Source organism: Microbacterium rhizosphaerae, assembly GCF_034120055.1.
GTDB classification, from domain to species: domain Bacteria; phylum Actinomycetota; class Actinomycetes; order Actinomycetales; family Microbacteriaceae; genus Microbacterium; species Microbacterium rhizosphaerae.
In genome coordinates this window covers 832,001-856,168 of sequence record NZ_CP139368.1, presented here as the reverse complement: position 1 = coordinate 856,168, position 24,168 = coordinate 832,001, and the positions used below count along the sequence as shown (strand labels likewise).

The following is a 24,168-nucleotide window of genomic DNA, read 5'->3' as shown; positions in this document are numbered from 1 at the left end:
CCCCTTCGCGCTCCAGGTGCGGCTGCGGACCGGCGCGCAGTCTTCTCAGGTCACGGAGTGAGCCCCACGCTCCGCTCGGCGGTGGTCCAATCGGTGGCCATCGCGTGCTGCGCCGCCTCGAGCGTCACCCGGCCGGAGCACACGGCCTGATGAAGGACGTCTTCCACGTCGTCTTTCGGGTTGCGCGTCGATGTCGCCCCGGGCCTGTTGGGTTCCACCCACAGATTGGAGGTGCTGCTGGAGCCGCCCAGCCCCAGGCTGATCAGATGATCCTCCTCGGTGCTCCGCTCGTACGCCTGCCCGTACGCGACCAGTAGCCGATGTTTGGGCGCATCCGTCTGCCGCACCGGGGGACGTACCGTCTTCGTGTAGCCGGTCGCGCAGATCGTCTGATGGATGTTCGCCTGCGTCACGGCCGGGTCGATACCGCCGGGCGTGCACGCCGCATCCGGCAGCACCAGCCCAGCCGCCGCATCCCGCACCCGCGCGTGACACGCCGCGGCTGCCAGGTGCATGTCGTCGACCACGACCCCGGGAGTGCGCACCACCCGGATTCCCCCCGGCGACGTCGGTGCCACCGCCGGTGACGAGGTGGCCCCGCTGAGCGGGTGAGTCGTCAGCGGGTCCGCCGCGAAATAGGCGCCGAGCGCACCGTCGACGCTGGCGCAGCCCGCCAGAACCGTCACACAGCAGGCCGCGATGAGGAGGGCGAGGATGCGCCGAGCCGGTGGGGTGGTCACCGACCAGATCCTGCCATACGGCCCGATGGACTCAGGCGCGGCTCAGAGCTCAACCCGCGTCCGGGGCGTGCTGGTCGGGGTGGCTCTCTTCTGGTTGCACCGTCCACGCGGGCGGCTCGTCCGCGCCGGACGATTCGTCGTGCGCGGCATCCGTACGGGTCTTCTGCACCACTCCGGGCGCATGGTGCGTCGGTGCATACACGGTGTAGAGCCGCAGCGGTTCGTCTCCGACGTTGATCACGTCATGCCATGTGCCGGCGGGAACCTGGATGGACCACCCGTCGGTGACGTCCTGCTCGAAGTCGAGCTCGTCCTCGGCGGGGCCCATGACCACCCTCCCGCGTCCGGAGTCGAGTCGGAGGAATTGGTCGGTCGCCGGATGGGCCTCCAGGCCGATCGACTCGCCGACGGGAATCGTCATCAGGGTGACCTGCAGATATCGCCCGGTCCACGCAACGGTGCGGTAGGTCTCGTTGCGGCGGGTGGCATCCTCGATGTCGAACGCGTTGGGGCGAGGCCCGATGTCCTTCATGGTGCTCTTCTCCTCCGTCATCCTGCTGATCTCATATCCCATGGCATCGGTCTACGTGCGCATCGCGGCCCGCGCCAAGGGCCGAAGGTCCCTCGACCCCGCAGGTGGATGCCGGCGCGTGGCGTCTGTGGCAGAGTGCTGGCGTGCTGTCCCCGCAATCACTGAGCGAACAGGATCGTCGGCTGGTCGCGGGGTGGGCAGCCGACTGCGCCGAACGCGTACTTCCGCTGTTCGAGGCCGAGGCCCCCGCAGACGACCGACCGCGGGACGCCATCGAGCGGGCACGGGCCTTCGCGCGTGGCGAGCTTTCCACGGCCGGTGAGATCCGGCGTCGCTTCGTGGCCGGTCGTGCGGCGCACTCGGCAACGTCGCCAGCGGGCGGCGCCGCGGCGCGGGCTGCCGCGCAAGCGGCCGGTGTCGCCCACATGGGCGCGCATGCGCTCGGTGCGGCCGCGTACGCGGCGACGGCGGCCGGCTTGGCATCCCGCGACAGCGCCGCCGACGCCGCCGATGAACTCACGTGGCAACTTCAGCAGGTGACGCCGCAGATCGCAGCCGCGCTCCGGAAACTTCCGCCGGTCGGCGAGGATTCCGCCGGCCCTCTCGGGCCGGGTCGTCTTGCTTCCGGCGACCTCGGACAGCACATCAGGCGCATCCAAGCGAGCCTCACCACCGCCGGCGATGATGTCGGCACGGACTGATCGACCCGACCGCCGCTGTGGCGCCGGCGAGCATGCGCCACCGGCGCCGCCGGCACCGGTCAGTCGTCGTCGAAGTCGACGTCCTCACCGCGCAACGAGGCGATCGCCTTGACCAGCAGCCGAAGAGCCGCGACGGCGACCACGACCGACACCACCAGGGCGAGCACGGGATCGAGCCAGTACAGTCCGCCCGTGAGCAGGATGACCACGCCGGCCACCGCGATCGCAGCAGCCGCTGCCGCATCCGCCAGCGAGTCCAGCAGCACGGATCGCATGTGCAGGTCCTCGCTCGCAGCGGACCGCCCGAGCACGACCGCTCCGGCGAGCATCACCAGCATCGTGATCACGGACACGATCACGATCGGCAGGCCCTCGACCGGCGGCGAGCCCGCCAGCAGACGGGACACCGCCTCGAGCACGATCGTGACCACGACCACGAGCAGGAGCGTCGCGTTCACGAGCGCGGCGACCGCGATCGGCCGCTGGGCCCGCGGATCCTCGGGATCCCGGTCGCGCATCCCGATCGCGATCAGACCCACGATCAGGCCGAAGCAATCCGCCACCGTATCGCCCGCGGCCGCGAGCACACTGACCGAGTTCGCCGCGAACCCGGCGACCACCAGGCCGACGATCAGCGCCGCGTTCAGGCACAGCACGATGAGGATGCGTCGGCGCTGAGTGCGCTGTGTCGTCCCGGGGGCCGCATCCACGTGTCCGCCTCCGTTCACGGTGCGTCGATCAGGCTGCCGATGGTCAGCCTACGACGCGCAGCGTCGGGGCAGCTGTCGGCGCGACACCGACGGCTCCCGAGACGGGGACTTCAGGGTGCCGTGCGCACCGTGGACGACGGGATCGCGCGCAGCCGACGGAACGGAATCGCGACGGCAGCCATCAGGACGACCATGAGAGTCGCCGCGAGCAGCATGACCCACACGCCCCGCGGTGACGTCGGCGCCAACGCGTCTCCCCCGATGGCGGGGACGGATGCCGGAATCCCGACGACCAGCACCAGGGCGGGGACGATGCACACCAACCTCAGCCAGCGCCGCCCGCCGCCGAGGGCATAGCCGCCCGCCAGTCCCCCGAGCGCGACGGCGACCGCACCCCCGCCGAGTCCGGTCATGAGCAGCGCCCAGAGCTGCCCGGGAAGCAGCATCGGCACGAGGGCGAGGAGGAGCACGGACAGCGAGCACCATCGCAACGCGACGCGGCCGCGTCGCGTGGACGGGTCGAGCCCCGCAGACGCGCCGATGGCCGCTCCGACGAGCATCCCGGGCAGCAGAATCCCGACGAAGGTCCGGAGCCAGTCGACGTGACTCTCAGACCCCGCGATCTCCGCCATGTAGGCCCGAAGCGCGGCGGACCACGCCGCGCCGGCGATGGCGCCCACGGCGATCGACGCACCGAGACGCACGGTCGGGGCGCTCAGAGCACCTGCGCGTGCGCCGGCTTGTTCGACCCGTCCCGTTTCCATGGCCTCTCCTCCTGCTCACCTACCGCCGACAGTAGAATCTGCGACACTCTGGAGACATCCGTGGAACCACGCAATCGGCCTGGGATCCACCGAACGGGGAGGTAGGGTGCCCGCGGCACGCGACGAGAGCGGGGGCGCCGCCCGGCTGCACCTCGACCGGGCGCGCGACGAGGTGCGCAACGGCTCGCTCGAGCGCGGGTGGCAGGAGTGCCTGGCCGCAGCGGCCATCGCCCGCAGCATGCCCGACCCCGAGCTGCTCGCGGAGGCCGCGACCGTCCTGTCCGAGCCGACCTTGATGTGGACCCGCACCGGTGCGCGCCAGGCGCTCTGCTTCGAGGCGCTCGGGCTGCTCGGAGCCCCGACCGCTGACGAGGCACCCACCCTCCCGCAGTGGCGCCGACGCGTGCGGGCTCACCTCGACGGGCTGTCGACCGGCTGGGCGGAGCACCGCGGCGACCTGTCGAGGGATGCGCCTCCAGACGCCTCGTTCCGATTCGCGGAGTTGCAGACCGCCTATCTGCGCTCGCTCGGCATCTCAGGCGTGTTCGATCGGCTGGTCCTGGCGCACCAGGCCGTACGGCTGGGCCGTGCCGCCGACGATGATCACATCGAGGCATGGGGATGGCACTGGCGAGCCGACGCGCTGGAGCAGCTCGGTCTGCGGGCGGACTTCCTGGATGCCGTCCGCGAACTGTCCGCCGTCGTGGAGCGCGCCGCGTCGCCGGTCTGGCACTGGCGGCTCACGGCGATCCACGCGAACATCGCCCTCCTCGAGGGTCGGATCGCCGACGTCGCTCCGCTCGCGCGCCGGGCGCTCGCCGAGGGGCGCAACGCGGGCGTCGCCGATGCCGATCTGTTCGACCTCATCCTGCGCGGCGTCGTCGCGGTGCGCACGGGGTCCGGCGTCGCCGGCGTCGAAGAGGAGGTGCGGCTGCTGATCGCCGATGCTCCGTACTTCGCGCAAGGCTGGCGCGCAGAACTGCTCCTCGCGCTCGGCCGCATGGACGAGGTCGAGACGATCTACCGCATGCTCATGGGCCGCCTCGATCAGATGCCGACGGACGTGCACGAATGGCTGGTCGGTCATGTCACCCTCGCCGAGATCGCGGTCGCCCTCGACGACCGCGACGGGGCGGCGCGACTGCGCGGATTGCTGCTCCCGGCCGCTCACCTGCACGCGGCCGGCCCCGCGACGACCCCTTACGGAGGCCCCGTCGCACTGCCGCTTGCGAAGCTCTCCGCCGTGCTCGGAGACCAGGATGCCGTGGGGCGCTTCGCCGCCGATGCCCTCGCTCGGGCAGAGGCGATGCAGGCCCCCTGGCACGCGACCGCCGCCCGCGAGTTCGCCGCCGCACGGCCGCATGCCCTGCCCCCGCTGTCGACGCGGGAAGACGAGATCGCCCGGCTCGTCGCACAGGGACGGACGAACCGGGAGATCGCGACGATGCTGTTCCTGTCGGAGCGCACCGTCGAACAGCACGTGCGCAGCATCCTGCACAAGCTCGGACTGCCGAACCGGGCCGCTGTCGCCGCATGGGTTGTCGAGCAGCGCTGAACCGGGTGCGGCGGGAGTTCCGGCATCCCCGAGCGACCGGGCGTGCCGGACTCACATGCGCAGTCTGATGACGAACAGGAAGAAGGACAGGATCGGGAGCGCGACGACCGACAGCACCGCGACGACCGTGCGCACGCGGTCTCGGCTTCGCAGGATCACCCTGAGCAGGAGGAACAGCAGGATGCCGATGAACCCTCCGAGGCAGTTCAGGATGACGTCGTCGATGTCCGATGCCCCCAAGGCGAACACGCCCTGGAGGATCTCCACCGCCACGCTCGCCGAGGCGACGATGAGCATCGTCCTCGCCATCGTCCACGTCGTCAGGACAGACACGTACGCCCCGAGCGGGATGAAGAGCAAGACGTTGCCGGCGATGTTGCCGAATGCGAACCTCCTCAGCTCGGAGGAACCGCTGAACAGGTAGTCCGCGATGCTCGCGAAGGGGACGAGGTTGAACGATCGCTCCGCGCCAGGTGTACGCGAGAACAGCAGAAGCTTCAGCGCGAACACGACGTAGAGGGCGAAAACCGCACAGATGACGACCGTCTCGATCTTCGCGCGGGTCGTCATGAGCCGCCAGCTCGACCGATCCGCGACCACCTCGCGCAGTGACTGCTCAGTCATCCCCGCACCGTACACGCTGAGCCTGTCCGCATGCTGCGGGTCGCCACGCGCCCCACCCATAGCGTCAGGACGCCAGGGGTGCCCCGAACTCACGCAGCGAAGGCGGCGAGGCGCTCGACCCCGAGCCGGGGGCTCGTCAGCACCGGCACATCGACATCGACCGCGGAGGCCGCGGACGCCATCGACGCCTGCGCGAGGACCACGACATCCGACTCGGCGGCCGCGCGAAGAATCGCCTCGCCGACGAGCCGGTCGTGCGTCGCCCGGTCGCCCGACGACACCGCGGCGAAGGCACCCTCGATGACTTCGCTCGACAGCTCGGGGTGCGCTCCGACGAGCGCGGCGCGCTCCTCGACGAGGGCGAGCGTCGGACGGCACGTGGTCGGCAGGGTCGCGAGCACGCGGATGCGGCTCCCGGCCCGGACCGCAGCATCCGCCATCGCCTCATCGACGCGCAGCACCGGGATGCCGGCCTCCGCCGCGGCGGGCGCGGCCAGCTCCGAGATCGACGAGCACGTGAGCATGACGGCATCCGCCCCGCCCGCCGCGGCGGCGCGCACGAGATCGTTGACACGCCCCGCCACCGAGTCGGTGCGGTCCGGGTCTCCCAGGTCGGCGACGATGCGGTCGTCGAGGTAGTTGACCACCGTGATGCCGGGAAGCAGCTCGGCGGCGAGCTCGCCGAACGGAGCGATGTTCACCGCTCCGGTGTGCAGGAACGCGATGCGGTTCAGGCCGGTCACGACGACATCATCCCTTCAGCGAGCCGGATGCGAGGCCCGCCATGATCTTCTTGTTGAGGAATACGAAGATGATCCCGAGCACCACGATGTTGATGGAGATCGCGGCGAACAGGGGTCCGTACTGCGTGGAACCATACTCGTCGTTGAGGCTGAGAAGGCCGACCTGGATGGTCGCCAGAGACGGATCGGTCGTGAACGTGAGCGCGATCAGCAGGTCGTTCCACACACTGAAGAACTGCACGAGCGCGACGGTCAGGATGGCGTTGCGCATGAGCGGCAGGCCGATCGAGAAGAACGAGCGCAGGGGTCCGCATCCATCGACCGTCGCCGCCTCGAAGATCTCGCGGGGCACCGAGCGGAAGTAGGCCGCCATGAGGAACGTCGTCAGCGGGATGCCCATCACCGTGTAGGTGATGATCATCGGCCACAGCGTGTCGGTGATGCCGATCTGGAAGTACGCGGTGAACAGCGGCACGAGGATCATCTGCCCCGGCACCATGATTCCGCCGAGGATGAGGAGCAGGGTGGCCTTGCGCCCGCGCCAGATCATGACCTCGAGCGCGTAGCCGGCCGCGACGCCGAGGAGCACGATCATCGTCACGGCGGGAATCGTCACGAGGATGCTGTTGCGGTAGTTCACCGCCACGTTTCCGCGCGTGAGCGCCTCGACGTAGTTGCTGACGTCCCAGCTCTGCGGCAGCGACCAGGTCGGATTCGACAGGAACTCCGTCTGCGACTTGAACGAGCCCATGATCACCCAGAACTGCGGGTAGAGCACGACGAACAGGAGGATGCCGACCGCGATCCAGATGGGCAGGCGGCGCAGGATGCGGCCGGTCCTGCGACGCGACGTCTGCCGGACCGGCGGCACGCCTGCATCCACCTTCCGGGACTCGGTGCGCGCCTGGACTGCGTTGTGGGCGGCGGCCTGGGTGGCGGTCATGTCAGGCATCCACCTTCCGGGTCGACGAGCGGAACACGGCGAGGGTGAAGACGAGGCACAGCAGCGTCAGCATGAGCGCGATCGTGCTGCCGTACCCGTACTCCGCGTACTGGAAGGCCGTGCGGTACATGTAGAGGGTGAGCGGGGAGGTGGACGTGCCCGGCCCGCCGTTGTTGAGGGCGAGCAGGCTGTCGAACACCTTGAGCGTCGAGTTGAAGCTGAAGATGATCGACGAGATCAGGATGGGCATCGACAGCGGGATGACGATGTGCCGCACGAGCCGGACGCCGCTCGCGCCGTCCAGGCGCGCGGACTCGATGATCTCGTCGGGGATGTCGAGCAGCCCGGTGTAGAGCAGGACGGCGTAGAAGCCCATCGAGCTCCAGTACGTCATGACGAGGGCGACGACCATCGTGCCGATCGTCGACGCGAGGAACTCGACGCTCTGCCCGCCGAAGAAGTTGATGATCGCGTTGATCGGCCCCTGGTTCGACCCGACCGAGACGAGATTGCGGAACAGGAGCGCCACGGCGACGGTCGGCAGGACCATCGGGAAGAAGACCGCCGTACGCACGAACGCCGAGCCGTTGCGCAGGACGAAGACGTACAGCAGCGCGAGAAGGTAGCCGAGCACGACCTGTCCGACGGTGGCCAGGACGGCGAAGATGATGCTGACCCACAGCGACTGGATCGCCGCCGGGTCGGTGAAGAACTTGGTGAAGTTCGAGAAGCCGACGAACTCGAAACCGCGCAGGGTGTTGCCCTCGAAGAACGAGAGCCCCAGCGACCAGGCGACCGGCACGAGCTTCAGCAGCACGTAGATGACGAGCGTGGGTGCGAGCAGGATGAGGATCGTCTTGCGATCTCCGAATACGCGCTTCATGGGATCTCCCGGATCCGCCGCGTCCGGACCGTCCCGAGGAACGGTCCGGACGCGATCATCGGATGACGTCCTCTACTGCTTGTTGGCGTCGACGCTCGACTGCAGCTGGGACATGTAGTCCTGCGGCGACATCTGTCCGGTGGTCAGCAGCGAGACGTTGGACTGCGCGAGGGCCGTGGACTTGGCATCCATCAGCGCCTCGAACCAGAGCACGGTCTGCTTGATGCCGGCGACCTTCTCCTGAACCATCTTCGTCGGTGCGGGGATGTCGGTCACAGCCTTGTTCACTTTGAAGCCGGAGATCACACCCGCGTCCTGCAGGGCCTGAGAGCCGTAGTTCTGCGTGATGCACTTCAGCCAGGCCGACACCTTCGGGCCGTACGACTTGGTGCTCATCGCCATCGCGGCGCCGGCGTTCGCGGCCCACTGGTCGATGCTGCCCTTGCCGCCGCTGACGGCGGGGAACGGCATCAGGCCGATGCTGTCGGCGCCGATCTTGTTCTGGGTCTTGTCGTTGATGTTGGCGAGCAGCCACGAGCCGTCGTACTTCATCGCGGCCTTGCCGGTGAGGAAGTCGTTGTTGGCGGTCGCCGCATCCTTCGAGATGAAGCCCTCGCCGAAGTAGCCGTCCTTCGCCATCTGCTGGACCTGGGTGGCGGCCTTCACGTAGGCGGCGTCGGTGAGCTTGGCCTTGCCGGACTGGATGTCCTTCATGGCGTCGGGCCCCACGTTGCGGAAGATGTACATGCCGATGAGGCGCGTGATCGGCCACGCGTCCTTGCCGTCGATCGCGAACGGCGTGTAGCCGGCATCCTTGACCTTCTTCGCATCGGCGAGCAGGTCGTCGAACGTCTGCGGCGGCGTGAGGCCGAGCTTCGAGAAGATCTCCTTGTTGTACCAGATGCCCTCGACGTTGTACTGGTACGGGAGCGAGACCATCTGGCCGTACACGCTCTGCACGGTGGATGACGCCGCAGGCAGAACGTCGTCCCACGCGCCGAGGTCGGTCAGGGCCTTCTTGTAGTCGAGCACGAGCTTGCCCTTGCCGAGGTCTCCGTCCGGCCGGACCATGGCGGTGCCGGCGATGAAGTGCGCGGGCAGCGAGCCCTGGCTGGCGAGCAGAGTGACCTTCTGCACGACGTCCGCCTGAGCGGTCGTCTGGTGAGAGAGCGGCAGGGCCTTGTTCTCGGCCTTGCACTGGTTGGCGGCGAGCGCGTCGAGCTCCTTGGCCAGCGTCGGGTTCTCGTTGGCGGTCAGCACCGTGAACGACGACGGATCCTTGCCGGTCGCGGCGGAGCCTCCGGCGGTGCTGGAGCCCGACCCCGCGCCCGAGGAACAGGCGGCGAGAGTGCCGGCTGTGGCGAGCGCGATGCCGACCGCAAGCATGCTGTGGCGGGTTCGGCGGGTGATCATAGCGTCCTCCTTGACGACGTCATTGCGGGTGTTCGATGACGGGGTATGCCACGACTGTAAGGTTTCAACCCCTGGTGTGTCAATAGTTGGTACTGAAATTCTATTCACTCTTGCGCCGCACCTCGGTTACACTGCATGAGCATGCAGTACTGCGAGAACTTGCATTCGTGCTCCTGAGCGGCGCCGTTGCCGTCGACCGCGAGGCGCATCAGACTGATCGAACTCGAGAGGAACCCCATGTCCACGAACTCCCCGCCGCGCGCGCACGCCCCTCTCCAGCAGCTCGGCGCCCGCGATGCCCGCTGGGCATCGGGGTTCTGGGCAGACGTGACCACGCGCACGCACCAGGTCACGATCCCCCGCATGTGGGACATGCTCGACGACCCGGAGGTGAGCCCCGGCATCCGGAACTTCCGCATCGCCGCGGGGCTCGAGGAGGGCGAGCACAGCGGCCCGCCGTTCATGGACGGCGACGTCTACAAGTGGCTCGAGGCGGCGATCGCGCAGCTCGAGACCGACCCGACGCCAGAGCTGCGCGCGATCGTCGACGACGTCGCCGGGCTGGTCGCCTCGGTGCAGCGGGAGGACGGGTACGTGCACACGCCGACGCTGATCGCGGCGCGCCACGACGGGGATGCCGCCGCCCTCGCCGACCGTTTCGCGTTCGAGACCTACAACCTCGGCCACCTCATCACCGCCGGCGTCCGCCACTACGAGGTCACCGGCAGCGAGATCCTGCTCGACGCGGCGCGCAAGGCAGCCGGGTTCCTCGAGGACCTCGCCGTGAACAAGCCGCGGGAGCTCGCGCGCAGCGCGATCTGCCCGTCGCACTACATGGCCGTCGTCGAGCTCTACCGCGCGACCGGCGACCGGCGGTACCTCGAACTCGCCGAGGCGTTCCTGCGCGTGCGCGACGACTTCGAGGAGGGCGGCGACGACAACCAGGACCGCATCCCCGTCCGCGAGCAGCGCGTCGCGGCCGGGCACGCCGTCCGCGCGAACTACCTCTATGCGGGTCTCGCCGATCTGGTCGCCGAGACCGGCGACCCGGAGCTGCGGGCGGTGCTGGAGACCCTCTGGAGCGATGTCGTCGACACCAAGCTCGCCATCACGGGCGGATGCGGCGCCCTCTACGACGGCGCCTCACCCGACGGATCGCCGTGGCAGGGCGACATCAGCCGCGTGCACCAGGCATACGGGCGTGCCTACCAGCTGCCTCACACAACGGCTCACAACGAGTCGTGCGCGAACATCGGCATGATCCTGTGGAGCGAGCGGATGCTGGCGCTCACGGCGGACGCGCGATACGCCGACGTCATCGAGCGCGTGGCCTTCAACAGCCTGCTCGCCGGCATCGGGCTCTCCGGCGCGGACTACTTCTACACGAACCCGCTGCGTCAGGTGCGCGACCTCCCCTACCCGCTGCGACGCCCGGGCGACACGGCGCTGCATCCGGTCCCCGCCCCACCGCCCTCGGACGCCCGACTGCGCCAGGAGTACCTCAGCTGCTTCTGCTGCCCGCCGAACACCGCGCGGACGCTCGCTCGGTTCCACGAGCGCGCCGCCTCGGTCGGCGACGACGGCCTCTACCTGCACCTCTACGGCGGCGGCGAGGTCCGCACCGTCTCGGGTGACCGGGTCCTGGCGCTGCACGAGCACAGCGACTACCCGTGGAGCGGCACGATCCGCTTCGAGGTCACCGCGGCCATGGCGGGCGGTGTGCCCGTGCACGTGCGCATCCCGGACTGGGCGAAGGATGCGTCGCTCACCGTCGCCGGCGAGGCCGCGCCCCTCGACGGCTCGGGGTATGTGCGTGTCGAGCGCGACTGGCGGGTCGGCGACGTGATCGAGCTCGAGCTGCCGATGCCCGTGCGGATGCTGCGCGGCCACCGGCTCGCCGAGGAGGTGACCGGCCAGGTCGCGGTGCAGCGCGGGCCGGTCGTGTACTGCCTCGAGAGCGCGGATCTTCCTGTCGGCCTGCCGATCGAGCGGGTGGCGATCCGCCGCGGCACCGCGTTCACGCCGGTCGAGACCGAGATCGCGGGCACCCGTGTGATCGCCCTCGAGGCCGAGCTCGCGCTGCTGCCCGCGGGCGGCGACGGCCGGCTCTACGAGGACCTCCCGGACGCGCCGGTCGAGGCCGTGCGCACCCGGCTCGTGCCCTACTTCGCGTGGGGCAACCGCGGCGCGGGCGAGATGTCGGTGTGGCTGCCGACGGTGTGGTGATCGCGATGACCGCAGAGCACGTGATCGCCACGTACGAGATCGAGACGTCCGTCCCGCTGGCGCAGGCGGCCGAGGTGCTCGCCGGGGAGCAGTCGACGGGCACCTTCGTGCGGGTCGAGCGCGAGTCCGACGATGTCCGCGCCCGCTTCGCCGCGCAGGTGGAGTCGGTCGAGGAGCTGCCGGCGAGCGGTTTCGCCCCGCTGCCGGGGTCGGTCGGCGACCCGGCCGACCGCCGCCGCGCGCGCCTGCGCATCCGCTTTCCCCTCGACAACTTCGGGCCCTCATTGCCGAACCTCCTCGCCGCTGTCGCGGGAAACCTGTTCGAGATCAAGGAGCTCGCCGCCATCCGCCTCGTCGACCTCGACCTGCCGCCGGCGTTCGCGCTGCGCTATTCGGGTCCGCAGTTCGGCGTCGAGGGCACCCGCCGCCTCGTGGACCGGCCCGACGGCGCCATGATCGGCACGATCATCAAGCCGAGCATCGGCCTCTCCCCCGGCGACCTCGCTGACGTCGTACAGGAGCTGTGCGACGCGGGCACCGACTTCATCAAGGACGACGAGCTGCAGGGCAACGGGCCGACGGCGCCGCTCGCCGAGCGGGTGAAGGCGGTCATGCCGGTCATCGAGCGGCATGCCGATCGCACTGGGCACAAGCCGATGTATGCCTTCAACATCACCGACGACATCGACCGGCTGGAGGCGAATCACGACCTCGTCGTCGCCGCAGGCGGCACGTGCGTCATGGCGTGCATCAACCTCATCGGGCTCGCTGGACTCGAGTACCTGCGCCGACGGTCTGTCGTTCCGATCCACGGGCACCGCGCGATGTTCGGCGCGCTGGGCCGTTCGTCCCAGATCGGGATAGCGTTCCAGGCATGGCAGAAGATCGCGCGGCTCTCGGGCGCCGATCACCTGCACACGAACGGGATCAGCAACAAGTTCTATGAGACGGACGCCGAGGTGCTCGCATCCATCGCCGCTGTGCGGACGCCCCTGCTGGGGCTGAACTCGACCGTGCCGGTGCTCTCGTCGGGACAGTGGGGCGGGCTCGCGCACGCCACGTATGCGGCTGTCGGCACGACCGACCTGCTCGTGCTGGCGGGCGGCGGCATCCACGGACACCCGGACGGCGCGCGCGCAGGCGTCGAGAGCATGCGGACGGCGTGGTCATCGGCCGCACGTGGCGAGACCCTCGAGGATGCGCTGGCCTCCTCGGAGCCGCTCCGCAGGGCGGCCGAGCTCTTCGGGCCGGCGCGTGTCTGACGAGCCCTCGGCCGCTCGTGTCGCCTTCTACGGAGACGACTTCACCGGCAGCGTCGACGCGCTGCTGCAGTTCGCGCGGCGCGGGTGGACGGTGCGGCTGTTCGTGGGCGTGCCCGATCGCGACGTCCTGGTGGATGCCGCGGCCGAGGTCGATGTCGTCGGCATCGCGGGCATCGCCCGCTCGCTCGGCGGCGAGGCACTGGACGACGAGGTGCGACCGGCGCTCGAGGCGCTCGCCGCATTGGAGCCCGGCATCCTCCAGTACAAGGCGTGCTCGACCGCGGACTCGTCCCCCGAGATCGGGAACCTGGGCCGCGTGATCGAGCTCGGCCGCCAGATCACCGGCGCCCGCGTCGTGCCGCTGCTGTTCGCGCAGCCCGACTTCGGCCGGTACACGGTGTTCGGCCACCACTTCGCGGCGGAGGCCGGGCACATCTACCGGCTCGACCGCCAGCCGACGATGTCCCACCATCCCGCGACGCCCATGACCGAGTCGGAGCTCGCGGTGCACCTCGCCCGGCAGACGGAGCTCGGCATCGGTGCGATCCCGTTCACGGCGTACTCCTCCGCGGAGGCGCTGGGTGACCTCCTCGTCTCCCAGGGGTCGGCTGCCGTCGTCCTCGACGCGCTCGACGACGAACACGTCGCGCTCGTCGGCCGTGCCGTCGCCCGGCTGCCCGCTCCCGTGTTCGCCATCGGATCGGGGGGCCTCAGCCTCGGGCTCGCGAGGGCCTTCGACGCGGAGCCCGTCGCCCTGCCGACGTCGACGCCCACACCCGGCCCGGTGCTGGTCGTGTCGGGCAGCCGGTCGGCGCAGACGCGCCGGCAGGCGGATGCGGCGGCCCGCGCCGGCTGGCACGTCCGGCCGCTGCCCGTGCCGGCGGACGACTCATCCCTCGACGCGGTCGTCGAACTGCTGCGGGCGGGAACGAGCGTCGCGCTCACCTCGGACGACGCCGACCTGCCTGTGGTCGGCGCGCTGGCGGAGATCGCCGCCGCGTCGGCGGCCTTCGTCGACGCCGCGGTGCGGGTCGCGGGGGCGCAGCGTGTCATCGTCGCCGGCGGTGACACCTCGAGCCGCGTCACAAGGCTGCTGGGCGTCGAGTCCCTGTCGATCGCCGCAAACCCGTGGGGCAACGTCGTGCTCCTGCGCGCGCACGCGCCGGGCTCACCGCTGGACGGCGTCGAGCTGCTCCTCAAGGGCGGTCAGGTCGGCGTCGACACCCTCTTCACCGACGTCGCGGCGCTCGGACACGATCGCCTGCGCGAGGGTGGGCGCCCCGGTCGTTGAGCGAGCGAAGCGCGTCGAAGCGACCGTCGTCATCCCGCACCCCGGTCGTTGAGCGAGCGAAGCGAGACGAAGCGACCCACACCATTCCGGTCATCCACATTCCTCGCCTTTATCTTCGAATGTCCGACCGGCATGCGATGATGGACCATGGCATTCTTCACCGATCTCGACCGGGCGCTCGACGCGCTTCGAGCCGCGCTCGGCGACGACGTGGAGGCGACCGATGCACCGGCCGCCGTGCAGCGGCTCACCGACGATGAACTGCTCTCGCTGATCGAGCAGGCTTCGGTGCTCGTGCGCGCCGGCGAGTCGATACGGATCGCGGCGACCGGTGCCGTCGCGGTGCGATCCGGCCGAGGCGCCGGGCATGGCGGACTGGCGCAGAAGCGCGGGCATCGATCCACGGTCTCGCTCATCCAGGACCTCACAGGAACGACGCGCGCCGACGCCGCCAAGCACGTGCGACTCGGTGAGTCGCTCGCTCTGGGGCTCGATGACGCGTCGGATGGGCGCGACGCAACCGGCGCGCCGTCGAGTACGGATGCCGCTGGCACCGCGTCTGCGCCGCGCCCCTGGCACACAGTCCTCGGCGACGCGCTGATGACCGGGGCGCAGACCTCGGCGCAGCACGACGCCGTCTACCGCGGGCTCGGCGAGCCGCCGACCTCGCGCTTCGATGGCGTGCGGCCGGACCTCGAGGTCGTCGCCGCATGGGAATCGGCCGCCGGTCAGCTCATCGACGAGGCCGGCGTGCGCACGGTGGAAGAACTGGCCTCGGCGGCCCGGACCATCCGCGATCTGCTCGACCCGGTCGGCGCCGAACGGCGGTTCGAGGAACGGTTCCAGGGCCGGGCCTTCCGCACCTGGCTCGACCGGGACGGCACGCGCCGTGGAAGCTTCGCATTCGATGACGAGGGGGGCGCCTGGGTCGACGCCATCATCGCAACGGCGCTCCGCCCTCGCCGCGGAGGGCCGAGGTTCGTCGACTCGGCCGAGAGGGCACGGGCCGACGAGCTGGTGAACGATCCGCGCACGAACGACCAGCTGACGTACGACCTCATCATGGACGTCCTGCGGGCCGGTGCGGTCGCCGACGCCGAGGCCGTGTTCGGCACCCGCCAGGCCGGCATCCGGCTCGTCACCACGACGGCCGCCCACCGCGACGCACTCGACGGGCTTCCTGCCGTTGCGCTGCTCGAGGACGCCGACACGGCTCTTCCCGGTTGGCTGATCGCCACGCACACCTGCGACACGGGCACGCGCTCCGCCGCGTTCGACGACCGCGGCAACCCGCTCGATCTCGGGCGCGAAGCGCGGCTCTACTCGACGAAGCAGCGGGTGACGCTCGCGATTCGGGACGGCGGATGCCGCATTCCCGGCTGCGACCGTCCCGCGTCGTACTGCGAGGCGCACCACATCGACCACTGCGCCGAGCACGGAGGCCGGACCGACATCGACCGTGGCGTCCTCCTGTGCCGCTTCCATCACATGAACCTCCACCACCACGGGTGGCGCATCACCCGCGAGGGCAAGGGCGACTTCATGCTCCACACCCCGGGTGCGCCGCCGACGCCTCTGCCCGCCCGACTGGCACGCCGGTACGCCTTCGGCGACCTTCAGCCACCGCCCCGAAGATTCCATCCCGCCGCATGAAGTGGGCGTGGTGGGAGGTGGGCGCAGTGGGAGGTGGGCGCAGTGGGAGGTGGGCGCAGTGGGAGGTGGGCGCAGTGGGAGGTGGGCGCAGTGGGAGGTGGGCGCGGTGGGATGCGCTCAGGATGTCGAGAGCCGAACGCGCCATGCGGTTCGCTCGCGCGGAACGCGGTCGTGCTCCGGGAGGGCGGGACCGACGGATGCCGACCCGATCCCCTGCTGGCGGTGGTCGATGTTCAGCCACACACGTCCCGAATCGACGAGCTGCGACGGGCGGGTCGCGCGCTCGAGGTCGACGGACGTCCAGCGACGGACGGTGAAGTCGAATGCGGGGCGACCGGTCACCCGCAGGGCGCGGTCGCCATCGCCGCTCACCTCGAGCCAGCGCGTCTGCACGTGGTTCCCGTTCTCCTGAGGCACCGGATACGGGGTCTGCAACGCATCGATCGATGCCGAGAACCGCCCGATGCGTGAGCCCTCGTACGAGTCGACGTAGGTCTCACCCGGCCCGCGGCCGTACCACTCGACCGTCTTCATTCCTTCGCGCACCCTGCCGCCGGGGAGTGCGAACAGCAGCCCGAGCCGAGGCACCCAGATGTCCCGCTGCTGATACGGCGTATCGCTCCACGGCCCCACGAAGTCGGCCTCGACCTCGAGCAGGACTCCGTCACCGTCCGCGGTCCACTGCATCGTCCACGCGACGCCGTGCGGATGGGAGGTGGGTGCCGTGCGGCCGGTCGTCCGCAGCCATCCGTCTCCGTGCTCGATGCCGTCGATGCGGTGCAGCATGCGGTTCATGCCCGTCGCGGCCCACACGGAGGCGACGTCGTTGAGCGCACCCTGACCGTGGTCGTTCTCGGTGGGAGCGCGGTGCAGGTCGAGCCACGGCCCGTCGAGCTCGACGCCGCCCAGCTCGACGAGCACCCCGGTGGAGGCGTCGAAGCGGGCAGGTCCGACGTCCAGGATGGGCGACGGTTGGGTGCTGCGAGTCGCACCCGTGTTGCCACCGCGCACGAAGGACCGTGCACCGACCTCACGGCCCTCCGGCACGACAGCCTCCCCAGAGCGTGCGATGACGGCCTGCCCCCACGCGACGACGTGCCCGGCGGGCGCCCACGAGGCATCCGCGGCGAGCGCCGCCTCCACCGTCGCGACGACCTCGCCCCGCGGGGGCTCCGCCCAGCGAGGCAGCACGACGGACACGGCATCCCCCGCCGCGACCGCAGGCACCGCGAGCGCCCCGCCGTCGAAGCGCACTCCATCGGCCTCCACCGACCAGGAGAAGGCGAGATCGGCCGTGGATGCGCCGTGGCGGGTGTTGCGCACCCGGACGGTCGCGGGCCCCGGGGAACCGGCATCCACCGAGATCTCGAGCGGAGCGTACGCCCGCGTGAGCTCCGTGAGCCCAGGCGTCGGGGTGCGGTCGCTGAAGACGAGTCCGTGCAGACTGAAGCGGCCGCCACGCGGCTCGTAGCCCGCCACATCGTCGCCGTGCATGATGAACGGCCGGCCGTCCTCGTCGATGGCGGTGAAACCGTGGTCGATCCACTCCCACACGAAGCCTCCGCAGATGCGGTCGTGCGCGGTCATGATGCGCCAGTAGTCCTGCAGCGAGCCCGGCCCGTTGCCCATGGCGTGCGCGTACTCGACCAGCAGGAAGGGCAGTGCGCGGCGACGGGCGTCGTCGGCATCCGTCACGCCCTCCGGACGCCGCTCCTCGCGCCGCCCGATCGCGTCGAGCTCGTCGAGCGTCGGGTACATCAGCGAGTAGAAGTCCGAGTCGCGGTACGAGGGGTCACGCTCGTAGAGCACCGGGCGTGCCGGGTCGCGCTCGTCGAGGTACCGGCGCATTTCGCCGAAGGTCGCGCCGCTGCCGCTCTCGTTCGCGAGCGACCACACGACGATGCTCGGGTGGTTCTTGTCGCGCTCCACCATCCGGTGCAGGCGATCGAGGAGGGCGTCGCGCCAGGCCGGCTCCGAGGGCGGGTTGCCCTCCCATCCCGCGAAGATGAAGCCATGCGTCTCGAGGTCGCACTCCTCGACGACCCACAGGCCGTACTCGTCGCACAGGCGCACGAAGTCGGGATGCGGCGGGTAGTGGCTCGTGCGGACGGAATCGATGTTCGCGCGCTTCATCATGAGCACGTCCTGGAGCATCGTCTCGCGGTCGAGCGCCCGACCGCGGTCGGGATGATGCTCGTGCCGGTTGACGCCGCGGAAGACCAGCGGAGCGCCGTTGGCGTACAGGACGCCGTCGCGCACCTCGATGCGGCGGAAGCCGATGCGCAGATCGACGGTCTCGCCCGGGCCCGCGAGGGTGCCGCGGTAGAGGCGCGGAGACTCGGCGCTCCACGGCTCGACGGGGACGACGACCGTCTCTCCGGCGGGGATGCGCAGGCCGAGCTCCGGCACCTCGACGGTTGCATCGGCGGATGCCTCGACCCGCAGCGTGCCGAGCCCCGTCTCGGCGTCGAAGTCGGCGTGGACGAAGAAGTCGTCGATCGCCCCCTCCGGGCGCTCGAGCAGCTCGACGTCGCGGAAGATGCCGGGCAGCCACCACATGTCCTGGTCTTCGAGGTACGTCCCGGCCGACCAACGATGCACGCGCACGCAGAGGACGTTCCGCCCCCGACGCACGGGCGCGTCGAACTCGAAGGGCAGGCGGCTGCCTGTCGACCAGCCGAGCTCCACGCCGTTGAGCCAGACCTTCGCGCACGAGTCCACCCCTTGGAATCGCAGCACCGCGGCATGCCAGTCATCCGGCCCCTCGAAGACGAGCCGGTAGTCGCCGGTCGGGTTCTCGGTGCTCACCCGTGGCGGGTCGAGCGGGATCGGGTACGACGTGTTGGTGTAGAGCGGTCCCTCCGTCGTCCCGCGCAGGGAGCGCGCGGAGCCGCCGGCCAGGGGCGTGAAGGGTTCGAGCACCCAGTGCGACGGGATGCGCATCTCATCCCAGCCGGAATCATCGAAGTCGGCGCGCAGGAAGTCGTCGCCCGTCCCCGCGGCCGTCGGCGAGAGCCGGAACCGCCACACGCCGTTGAGGCTCAGCACGCGGGCATCGCCCGGCGCCTGCGCGCGGGGCGCTCGTCTGCCGGCGCCCGGCTCGGTGCTCTCCCAGTACGCCGTCATCGGCTGCCGTCCTGCTCGTCGTCGATCGGGGTGGGCGCGGGCGGGAGCCGCTCGAGCTCCGACCACAGCTCGTCGGGAATGGATGCGGCGGCCATCGCCTCGAGCTCGACCAAGCGCCGCGGCGAGGAGACCCCGACGACCGTCGAGTGCACGAACGGCGCCCCGAGCGAGAAGTGCAGGGCGAGCGTGGGCAGCGTCACGCCGCGCAGCTCGCAGAGGTGCTCGACGCCGGCGACCCAGGCGCGCAGCTCGTCGGTCGCGGGGCGATAGCCGTAACCGGCACCGGACGCGGCGCCGTGGGCGAGGATGCCGCCGCCGAACGGCGCGGCGTTGAACACCGTCATTCCGCGCGCGGCCGCCCGCTCGAAGACGGCTCTCGCGCTGCGGTCCACCAGCGTGTACCGGTTGTGCACGAGCACGGCGTCGAAGACGCCGGTGTCGACGTAGCGCGCGACGAGCGGCGCCGGACCGGCCGCGATTCCGATCGCGCCCGCGACGTGCGACTCGCGCAACTCGATCAGCCCGGCGACTGCTCCGCCAGGGCCCATCGCCTCCTCGAACGAGACCGAGTACGGGTCGTGGAGGTGCAAGAGCGGAACACGATCAACCCCCAGCCGGCTCAGGCTCTCCTCCGCCGAGCGCAGCACCCGGTCGCGGTCGAAGCGGTGCGTCCGGGGGTCGGCATCCACCTTCGTCACGATGCGGGATGCCGCATCCGCTCGCTCCGCGTCCGCCGATTCGGCGAGCACCCGGCCCAGGGTCTGCTCCGAACGCCCGCCCGTGTAGGCGTTCGACGTGTCGACGAGCAGGCCGGAGGCGAGCATCGCGCGAGCCGTGTCAACGGCGTCACCCGAGGCATCCGCATCTCGGCCGAGGCCGGACGAGCCGAGAGTGAGAGGCGAGACGTCACCGATGAGCATCCTGCATATCCATTCTATAATGAATCCGCTTTCATCCTATGCTGCGCGGTGCTCCGATGACAATGCCGAGCCGAGCCGAGCCGAGCCGAGCCGAGCCGAGCCGAGCGACACTGCAGTTGGGCGGCGACGAGGGCATCGACCGCGCAGCCGCATCCCCTGCCCGAGAAGTCACAACGAGCAGGCGCAACCTCGAGCGCAGCTGTACAACGATGGAGAACACGGCGGGTGTTTCGCCGGCTCTCGCCGTCTGTTCCGACACAGGGGAACTCGGCCGGATCTCACGTTCCCTCATATGAATTGCACGCAAGGTGCCGAGAAAATCCCCATTCACATCCTGTTTTCGAAACCTGTGGGGGTGGCGCGAACGCTTCTGAGAATCAGACCTTTCCAAAAAGATTGCGCGCGAAATTTACCGCGGGATAACCTTCCAACGTTTTCCCCGACCCAATGCGAACCACACGACGGTGTCTGTCGGCCGGGGTACTTCAAAGAGGAGGAACCATGCAAGACCACGCATCTCAGGAAGACGAAACGACACGCAGCTCGCGGCTCTCACGGCGCGCGTTCCTCGGGGCGGGCGCCGCTGTGGTCGCCGGCGCGAGCCTGGGGCTGTCGGCGATGCCGGCGTTCGCGGACACGGGCGTTCCCGGCTCACCGTCCACGGGCGACCGCACCTTCGGTCCCGTTCCGGTGGGCACGGCGCGCGGGTCGTACGCTCGCGCCGTGCGACTCACTGCCTCGGCCCCTGCGGGCCAGGCGCAGACGATCCTCGCCACCTATCAGGGCGGACGTGGGTTCACGGTCTACCGGAGCGACGACAACGGCCAGACCTGGGCGCCGTACAGCAGCATCCCCACCACCGGATTCGCCCTGCAGCCCTTCCTGTACGAGCTGCCCCGTGCGTTCGCGGGCCTGCCCAAGGGCGCACTGCTCTTCTCGTGCAATCAGCTCGGCGGAGTCGGAACCAACATCCAGCTCTACGCGAGCACGGACGCCGGGCTCACGTGGAAGTTCCTCAGCACGGTGGCTCAGGGTGGGCCGGCCAACACGACCAACGGCGCCACGCCGGTCTGGGAGCCGTTCCTGCTGCTCCACAACGACGTGCTGATCTGCTACTACTCGGATCAGCGTGACCCGAACTTCGGACAGAAGCTGTCCCACCAGACCAGCACAGACCTGGTCACCTGGGGTCCGGTCGTCGATGACGTGACGGGGACGACGTATGCGGAGCGTCCCGGCATGACGTCGGTGGCACGCTTGCGGGGAGACCTGTGGATCATGACCTTCGAGTACGGCCAGCCCGTCGACCCGGTGAATCCGAACCAGGCCGATTACACCTACCACGTGCACTACCGCCTGGCAGCGGACCCGGAGTCGTTCCGCTTCTCCGAGACCATCCCGCTGCTCGACCCGAACGGCTACGCCCCGAACGCGGCGCCGATCGTGTCGTGGTCGGACACGGGCGACACCAATGGAGCCATCGTGGTCACGGACAACGATGACGCGGACTTCTTCATCAACCGCGACCTGGGCGATCCTGCCAAGTGGACGCGACTGTCGTCGCCGATGCCGCGTGGGTACAGCCGGTTCACGATCCCGCTCGACGGACCGGGCAGCCCCCAGGACCGCGGCCTCGTGTTCGTGATCACCGGCGCGCCGTACGGGACGTCGACCCCGATCACGTCGGGCATCGTCTCGGTGACCGGCTGAGCCTGACCGGCTCAGCGGGCCCGCCGGAGATGGTGTGCGCCCGGTCCGAACCGGACCGGGCGCACACCGCACGCCTCAGAAGGAGTGGGACCCGCCCACCACCTCGTGCACCGACCCGTCGGGCAGCACGACCTGCGCCGGCACACCGTGCGGCAGCTCGACGTCCAGCGTGAACCCGTCGGCATCCTTCTTCCACGACGTGGAGATCGTCCCCGCGCTCGACTCGTACGAGGTCGTCGCCCAGTCGATGCCCGGGCCGGGGACGGGCTGGATGCGCACGCGCGCGTAGCCCGGGGCAGCGGGGCGGATGCCGCCGACGACCTGGTAGATCCAGTCTGCGACGGCGCCGAGCGCGTAGTGGTTGAAGCTCGTCATCTCGCCCGGGTTGATGGTCCCGTCCGGGAGCATCGAGTCCCAGCGCTCCCACACCGTGGTCGCCCCCATCGTGACGGGGTACAGCCACGACGGGCACTCCCGCTCGAGCAGCAGGCCGTAGGCCTCGTCGACGTGTCCGGTGTCGGTCAGCGCCCACGTGATGAAGGGCGTGCCCGCGAAGCCGGTCGTCACGCGGAAGTCGCGCTCGCGCACGAGCTCGGCGAGCCGGTCGCCGGCGGCAGCGCGGTCGTCCTCGTCGAGCAGATCGAACGAGATCGCGAGCGCGTAGACGGTCGTGCAGTCCGACCGCACCCGGCCGCCCGTGACGTAGTGCTCGTTGAAGGCCGCACGCGTCCGGTCGGCGAGGGCGCTCCAGCGCGCCGCATCCTCATCGTCGCCGAGGATGCGGGCGACCTCGGCCGCGAACGACGCGCTGCGGTAGAGGCACGCCGTCGCGACGACCTGCGGGTCGGCCTTCGCCGCGGCGGGGTCGTGGGGCGAGGCATCCGGGTCCAGCCAGTCGCCGAACTGGAAGCCGGTGTCCCACAGTCCGTTCGGCGACAGCGCCTTCTCGACGGACTCGAGGTGCAGGACCATGGCGGGGTACTGCTCGGCGAGCTGCTCGCGGTCGCCGAAGGCCTGCCACAGAGCCTGGGGCACCCAGACGGCGGCGTCGCCCCAGACGGCGGTCGCGCCGAGCTCGGGGTGACGGAAGCCCTCCTCGAAGTGCGCGTACTTCAGCACATCGGGCACGACGATCGGCACGATCCCCTTCTCGGACCCGCGGGTCTCGGCGAGCACGTCGCGCAGCCAGTTGTCGAGGAAAGCGGATGTGTCGAACTGGAAGGATGCCGAGGCGGCATAGGCGGCGATGTCACCCGTCCAGCCGAGGCGCTCGTCGCGCTGCGGACAGTCGGTCGGGACGCTCAGGAAGTTGCCCCTCTGCCCCCAGATCGAGTTCTCGATGAGCTGGTCGACGAGCGGCTCCGAGCACTGGAAGGTGCCGGTCCGCCGCATCTCGGAGTGCACGACGACGGCCTCGAGCGCCGACGGGTCGAATGCGCCGGGCCACCCGGTGATCTCGGCGTAGCGGAAGCCGTGGAACGTCAGCGTGGGCTCGAAGACGTCGACGCCGCCGGAGAGGATGAACACGTCGGTCGCCTCGGCGCCGCGCAGCGGGCGCGTGCCGAGCTCGCCGTGCTCGAGCACCTCGGCGTGGCGGATCGTGATCTCGGTGCCCGCGGGCCCCTGCACCGTCACGCGGATCCAGCCGACGAGGTTCTGCCCGAAGTCGACGAGGGTGGCGCCGCTCGGGGCCGCCCAGCTCTTCTCGACCGCGCGGACCTCGTGGCGGACGATCGGCGGGCCGCTCTGCTCCACAAGGGTGGCGCGGTCTATGTCGGTCTCACGGACGGTCAGGCTCTCGCCGGCCCGGCCGCGCAGGCGCGCGTCGATCGTCTCGCCGTTGTAGAGCGAGTTGCGCGTGATCTCGGTGGTCTCCGCGGTCCAGTCCGGCGACGTGGCGATGCGCTGGGTCGAGCCGTCGGCGAACGACACCTCGAGCACGGCTGCGACCGCGATCTCGGTGCCGTAGTTCGCATCGGCGCCGCGGAAACCGAGGTCGCCGCGGTACCACCCGTTTCCGAGCAGCAGATCGATCCGCACGTCGCCCTCGCCGCCCTGCACGAGCGCCGTGACGTCGTGCCGCTGGACGTTCAGGCGCCACTCGTACGACGTCCAGCCCGGGTCGAGGACCGAGGTGGATGCGGGTTCCCCGTCGATGCGGGCCTCGTACACCCCGTGGGCCGTGGCGACGAGCACGGCGGAGGAGACCTCGCTGCGGGGCCGGTCGAGCGCGGCCTCGGTCGAGAACCGCACGGCGGCCGGGCGCGGCGCGTCGGCGGTGAGGAAGCTCGCGTCCTCGAGGGCTGCGCGGGGATCGGTGTCGGTCATGGCCGGGTGTTCTCCTTCGAACGTTGGCGGCGCCGCGCGCCGGT

The 24,168-nt window shown here is 70.1% G+C and carries 19 protein-coding genes; 7 read left to right on the top strand and 12 right to left on the bottom strand.

Annotated elements, in window-relative coordinates:
• Positions 1–50: 50 nt before the first annotated feature.
• Both SM116_RS03750 and SM116_RS03745 read right to left on the bottom strand, forming a co-directional pair.
• Positions 51–740, bottom strand: a complete 690-nt coding sequence (locus SM116_RS03750) for a hypothetical protein (RefSeq protein ID WP_320943125.1) — start codon at positions 738–740, stop codon at positions 51–53.
• A 49-nt stretch (positions 741–789) separates the two neighbouring features.
• Complete coding sequence (locus SM116_RS03745) at positions 790–1,314, bottom strand: cupin domain-containing protein (RefSeq protein WP_320943124.1); 525 nt, start codon at positions 1,312–1,314, stop codon at positions 790–792.
• Positions 1,315–1,376: 62 nt separating this feature from the next.
• Between SM116_RS03745 and SM116_RS03740 the strand changes: the two genes are divergently transcribed.
• A complete protein-coding gene (locus tag SM116_RS03740; protein WP_425563295.1) occupies positions 1,377–1,973 on the top strand; it encodes a putative immunity protein in 597 nt (198 codons plus the stop codon).
• A 59-nt stretch (positions 1,974–2,032) separates the two neighbouring features.
• Here SM116_RS03740 and SM116_RS03735 read toward each other — a convergent pair whose 3' ends face one another.
• Together SM116_RS03735 and SM116_RS03730 are read right to left on the bottom strand one after the other, a co-directional pair.
• Entirely contained in the window at positions 2,033–2,683 is a 651-nt protein-coding gene (locus SM116_RS03735) for a cation diffusion facilitator family transporter (RefSeq protein ID WP_320943123.1), read from the bottom strand.
• A 110-nt stretch (positions 2,684–2,793) separates the two neighbouring features.
• Positions 2,794–3,447, bottom strand: coding sequence for a hypothetical protein (locus SM116_RS03730; RefSeq protein ID WP_320943122.1), 654 nt, complete (start codon positions 3,445–3,447; stop codon positions 2,794–2,796).
• A gap of 106 nt (positions 3,448–3,553) precedes the next feature.
• On the opposite strand from SM116_RS03730, the gene SM116_RS03725 reads away from it, so the two are divergent.
• On the top strand, positions 3,554–5,002 hold the full coding sequence (locus SM116_RS03725; protein WP_320943121.1) for a helix-turn-helix transcriptional regulator: 1,449 nt from the start codon (positions 3,554–3,556) through the stop codon (positions 5,000–5,002).
• Between the two features lie 51 nt (positions 5,003–5,053).
• Here the strand turns inward: SM116_RS03725 and SM116_RS03720 are convergent, their stop codons facing one another.
• From SM116_RS03720 to SM116_RS03700, 5 genes are all read right to left on the bottom strand, one after another.
• Complete coding sequence (locus tag SM116_RS03720; RefSeq protein ID WP_320943120.1) at positions 5,054–5,626, bottom strand: VanZ family protein; 573 nt, start codon at positions 5,624–5,626, stop codon at positions 5,054–5,056.
• Positions 5,627–5,715: 89 nt separating this feature from the next.
• Positions 5,716–6,369, bottom strand: coding sequence for an aspartate/glutamate racemase family protein (locus SM116_RS03715; protein ID WP_320943119.1), 654 nt, complete (start codon positions 6,367–6,369; stop codon positions 5,716–5,718).
• A gap of 7 nt (positions 6,370–6,376) precedes the next feature.
• Complete coding sequence (locus SM116_RS03710) at positions 6,377–7,312, bottom strand: carbohydrate ABC transporter permease (RefSeq protein ID WP_320943118.1); 936 nt, start codon at positions 7,310–7,312, stop codon at positions 6,377–6,379.
• Between the two features lies 1 nt (position 7,313).
• Positions 7,314–8,195 (bottom strand): carbohydrate ABC transporter permease, encoded by an 882-nt coding sequence (locus SM116_RS03705; protein WP_320943117.1) that lies wholly within the window; start codon positions 8,193–8,195, stop codon positions 7,314–7,316.
• A 72-nt stretch (positions 8,196–8,267) separates the two neighbouring features.
• Entirely contained in the window at positions 8,268–9,608 is a 1,341-nt protein-coding gene (locus SM116_RS03700; protein WP_320943116.1) for an ABC transporter substrate-binding protein, read from the bottom strand.
• Positions 9,609–9,845: 237 nt separating this feature from the next.
• Here SM116_RS03700 and SM116_RS03695 point away from each other — a divergent pair, with 237 nt between their 5' ends.
• From SM116_RS03695 to SM116_RS03680, 4 genes are all read left to right on the top strand, one after another.
• Positions 9,846–11,834 (top strand): glycoside hydrolase family 127 protein, encoded by a 1,989-nt coding sequence (locus SM116_RS03695; RefSeq protein ID WP_320943115.1) that lies wholly within the window; start codon positions 9,846–9,848, stop codon positions 11,832–11,834.
• Positions 11,813–13,096: a RuBisCO large subunit C-terminal-like domain-containing protein gene (locus tag SM116_RS03690; protein WP_320943114.1), complete on the top strand. Its 1,284-nt coding sequence runs from the start codon at positions 11,813–11,815 to the stop codon at positions 13,094–13,096. Before SM116_RS03695 ends, SM116_RS03690 begins: the two co-directional genes overlap by 22 nt.
• On the top strand, positions 13,089–14,387 hold the full coding sequence (locus tag SM116_RS03685) for a four-carbon acid sugar kinase family protein (RefSeq protein WP_320943113.1): 1,299 nt from the start codon (positions 13,089–13,091) through the stop codon (positions 14,385–14,387). Before SM116_RS03690 ends, SM116_RS03685 begins: the two co-directional genes overlap by 8 nt.
• A 147-nt stretch (positions 14,388–14,534) precedes the next feature.
• On the top strand, positions 14,535–16,040 hold the full coding sequence (locus SM116_RS03680) for an HNH endonuclease signature motif containing protein (RefSeq protein WP_320943112.1): 1,506 nt from the start codon (positions 14,535–14,537) through the stop codon (positions 16,038–16,040).
• A gap of 117 nt (positions 16,041–16,157) precedes the next feature.
• On the opposite strand, the gene SM116_RS03675 is transcribed toward SM116_RS03680, so the two are convergent.
• Together SM116_RS03675 and SM116_RS03670 are read right to left on the bottom strand one after the other, a co-directional pair.
• Positions 16,158–19,166, bottom strand: coding sequence for a glycoside hydrolase family 2 TIM barrel-domain containing protein (locus SM116_RS03675; protein ID WP_320943111.1), 3,009 nt, complete (start codon positions 19,164–19,166; stop codon positions 16,158–16,160).
• Complete coding sequence (locus SM116_RS03670; protein ID WP_320943110.1) at positions 19,163–20,086, bottom strand: aldo/keto reductase; 924 nt, start codon at positions 20,084–20,086, stop codon at positions 19,163–19,165. Before SM116_RS03670 ends, SM116_RS03675 begins: the two co-directional genes overlap by 4 nt.
• A gap of 501 nt (positions 20,087–20,587) precedes the next feature.
• Between SM116_RS03670 and SM116_RS03665 the strand changes: the two genes are divergently transcribed.
• Entirely contained in the window at positions 20,588–21,796 is a 1,209-nt protein-coding gene (locus SM116_RS03665; protein WP_320943109.1) for a sialidase family protein, read from the top strand.
• A gap of 75 nt (positions 21,797–21,871) precedes the next feature.
• Here SM116_RS03665 and SM116_RS03660 read toward each other — a convergent pair whose 3' ends face one another.
• Positions 21,872–24,124 carry a family 78 glycoside hydrolase catalytic domain gene (locus SM116_RS03660; protein ID WP_320943108.1) on the bottom strand — a complete coding sequence of 751 codons (2,253 nt, stop codon included), beginning with the start codon at positions 24,122–24,124 and terminating at the stop codon, positions 21,872–21,874.
• Positions 24,125–24,168 lie beyond the last annotated feature (44 nt).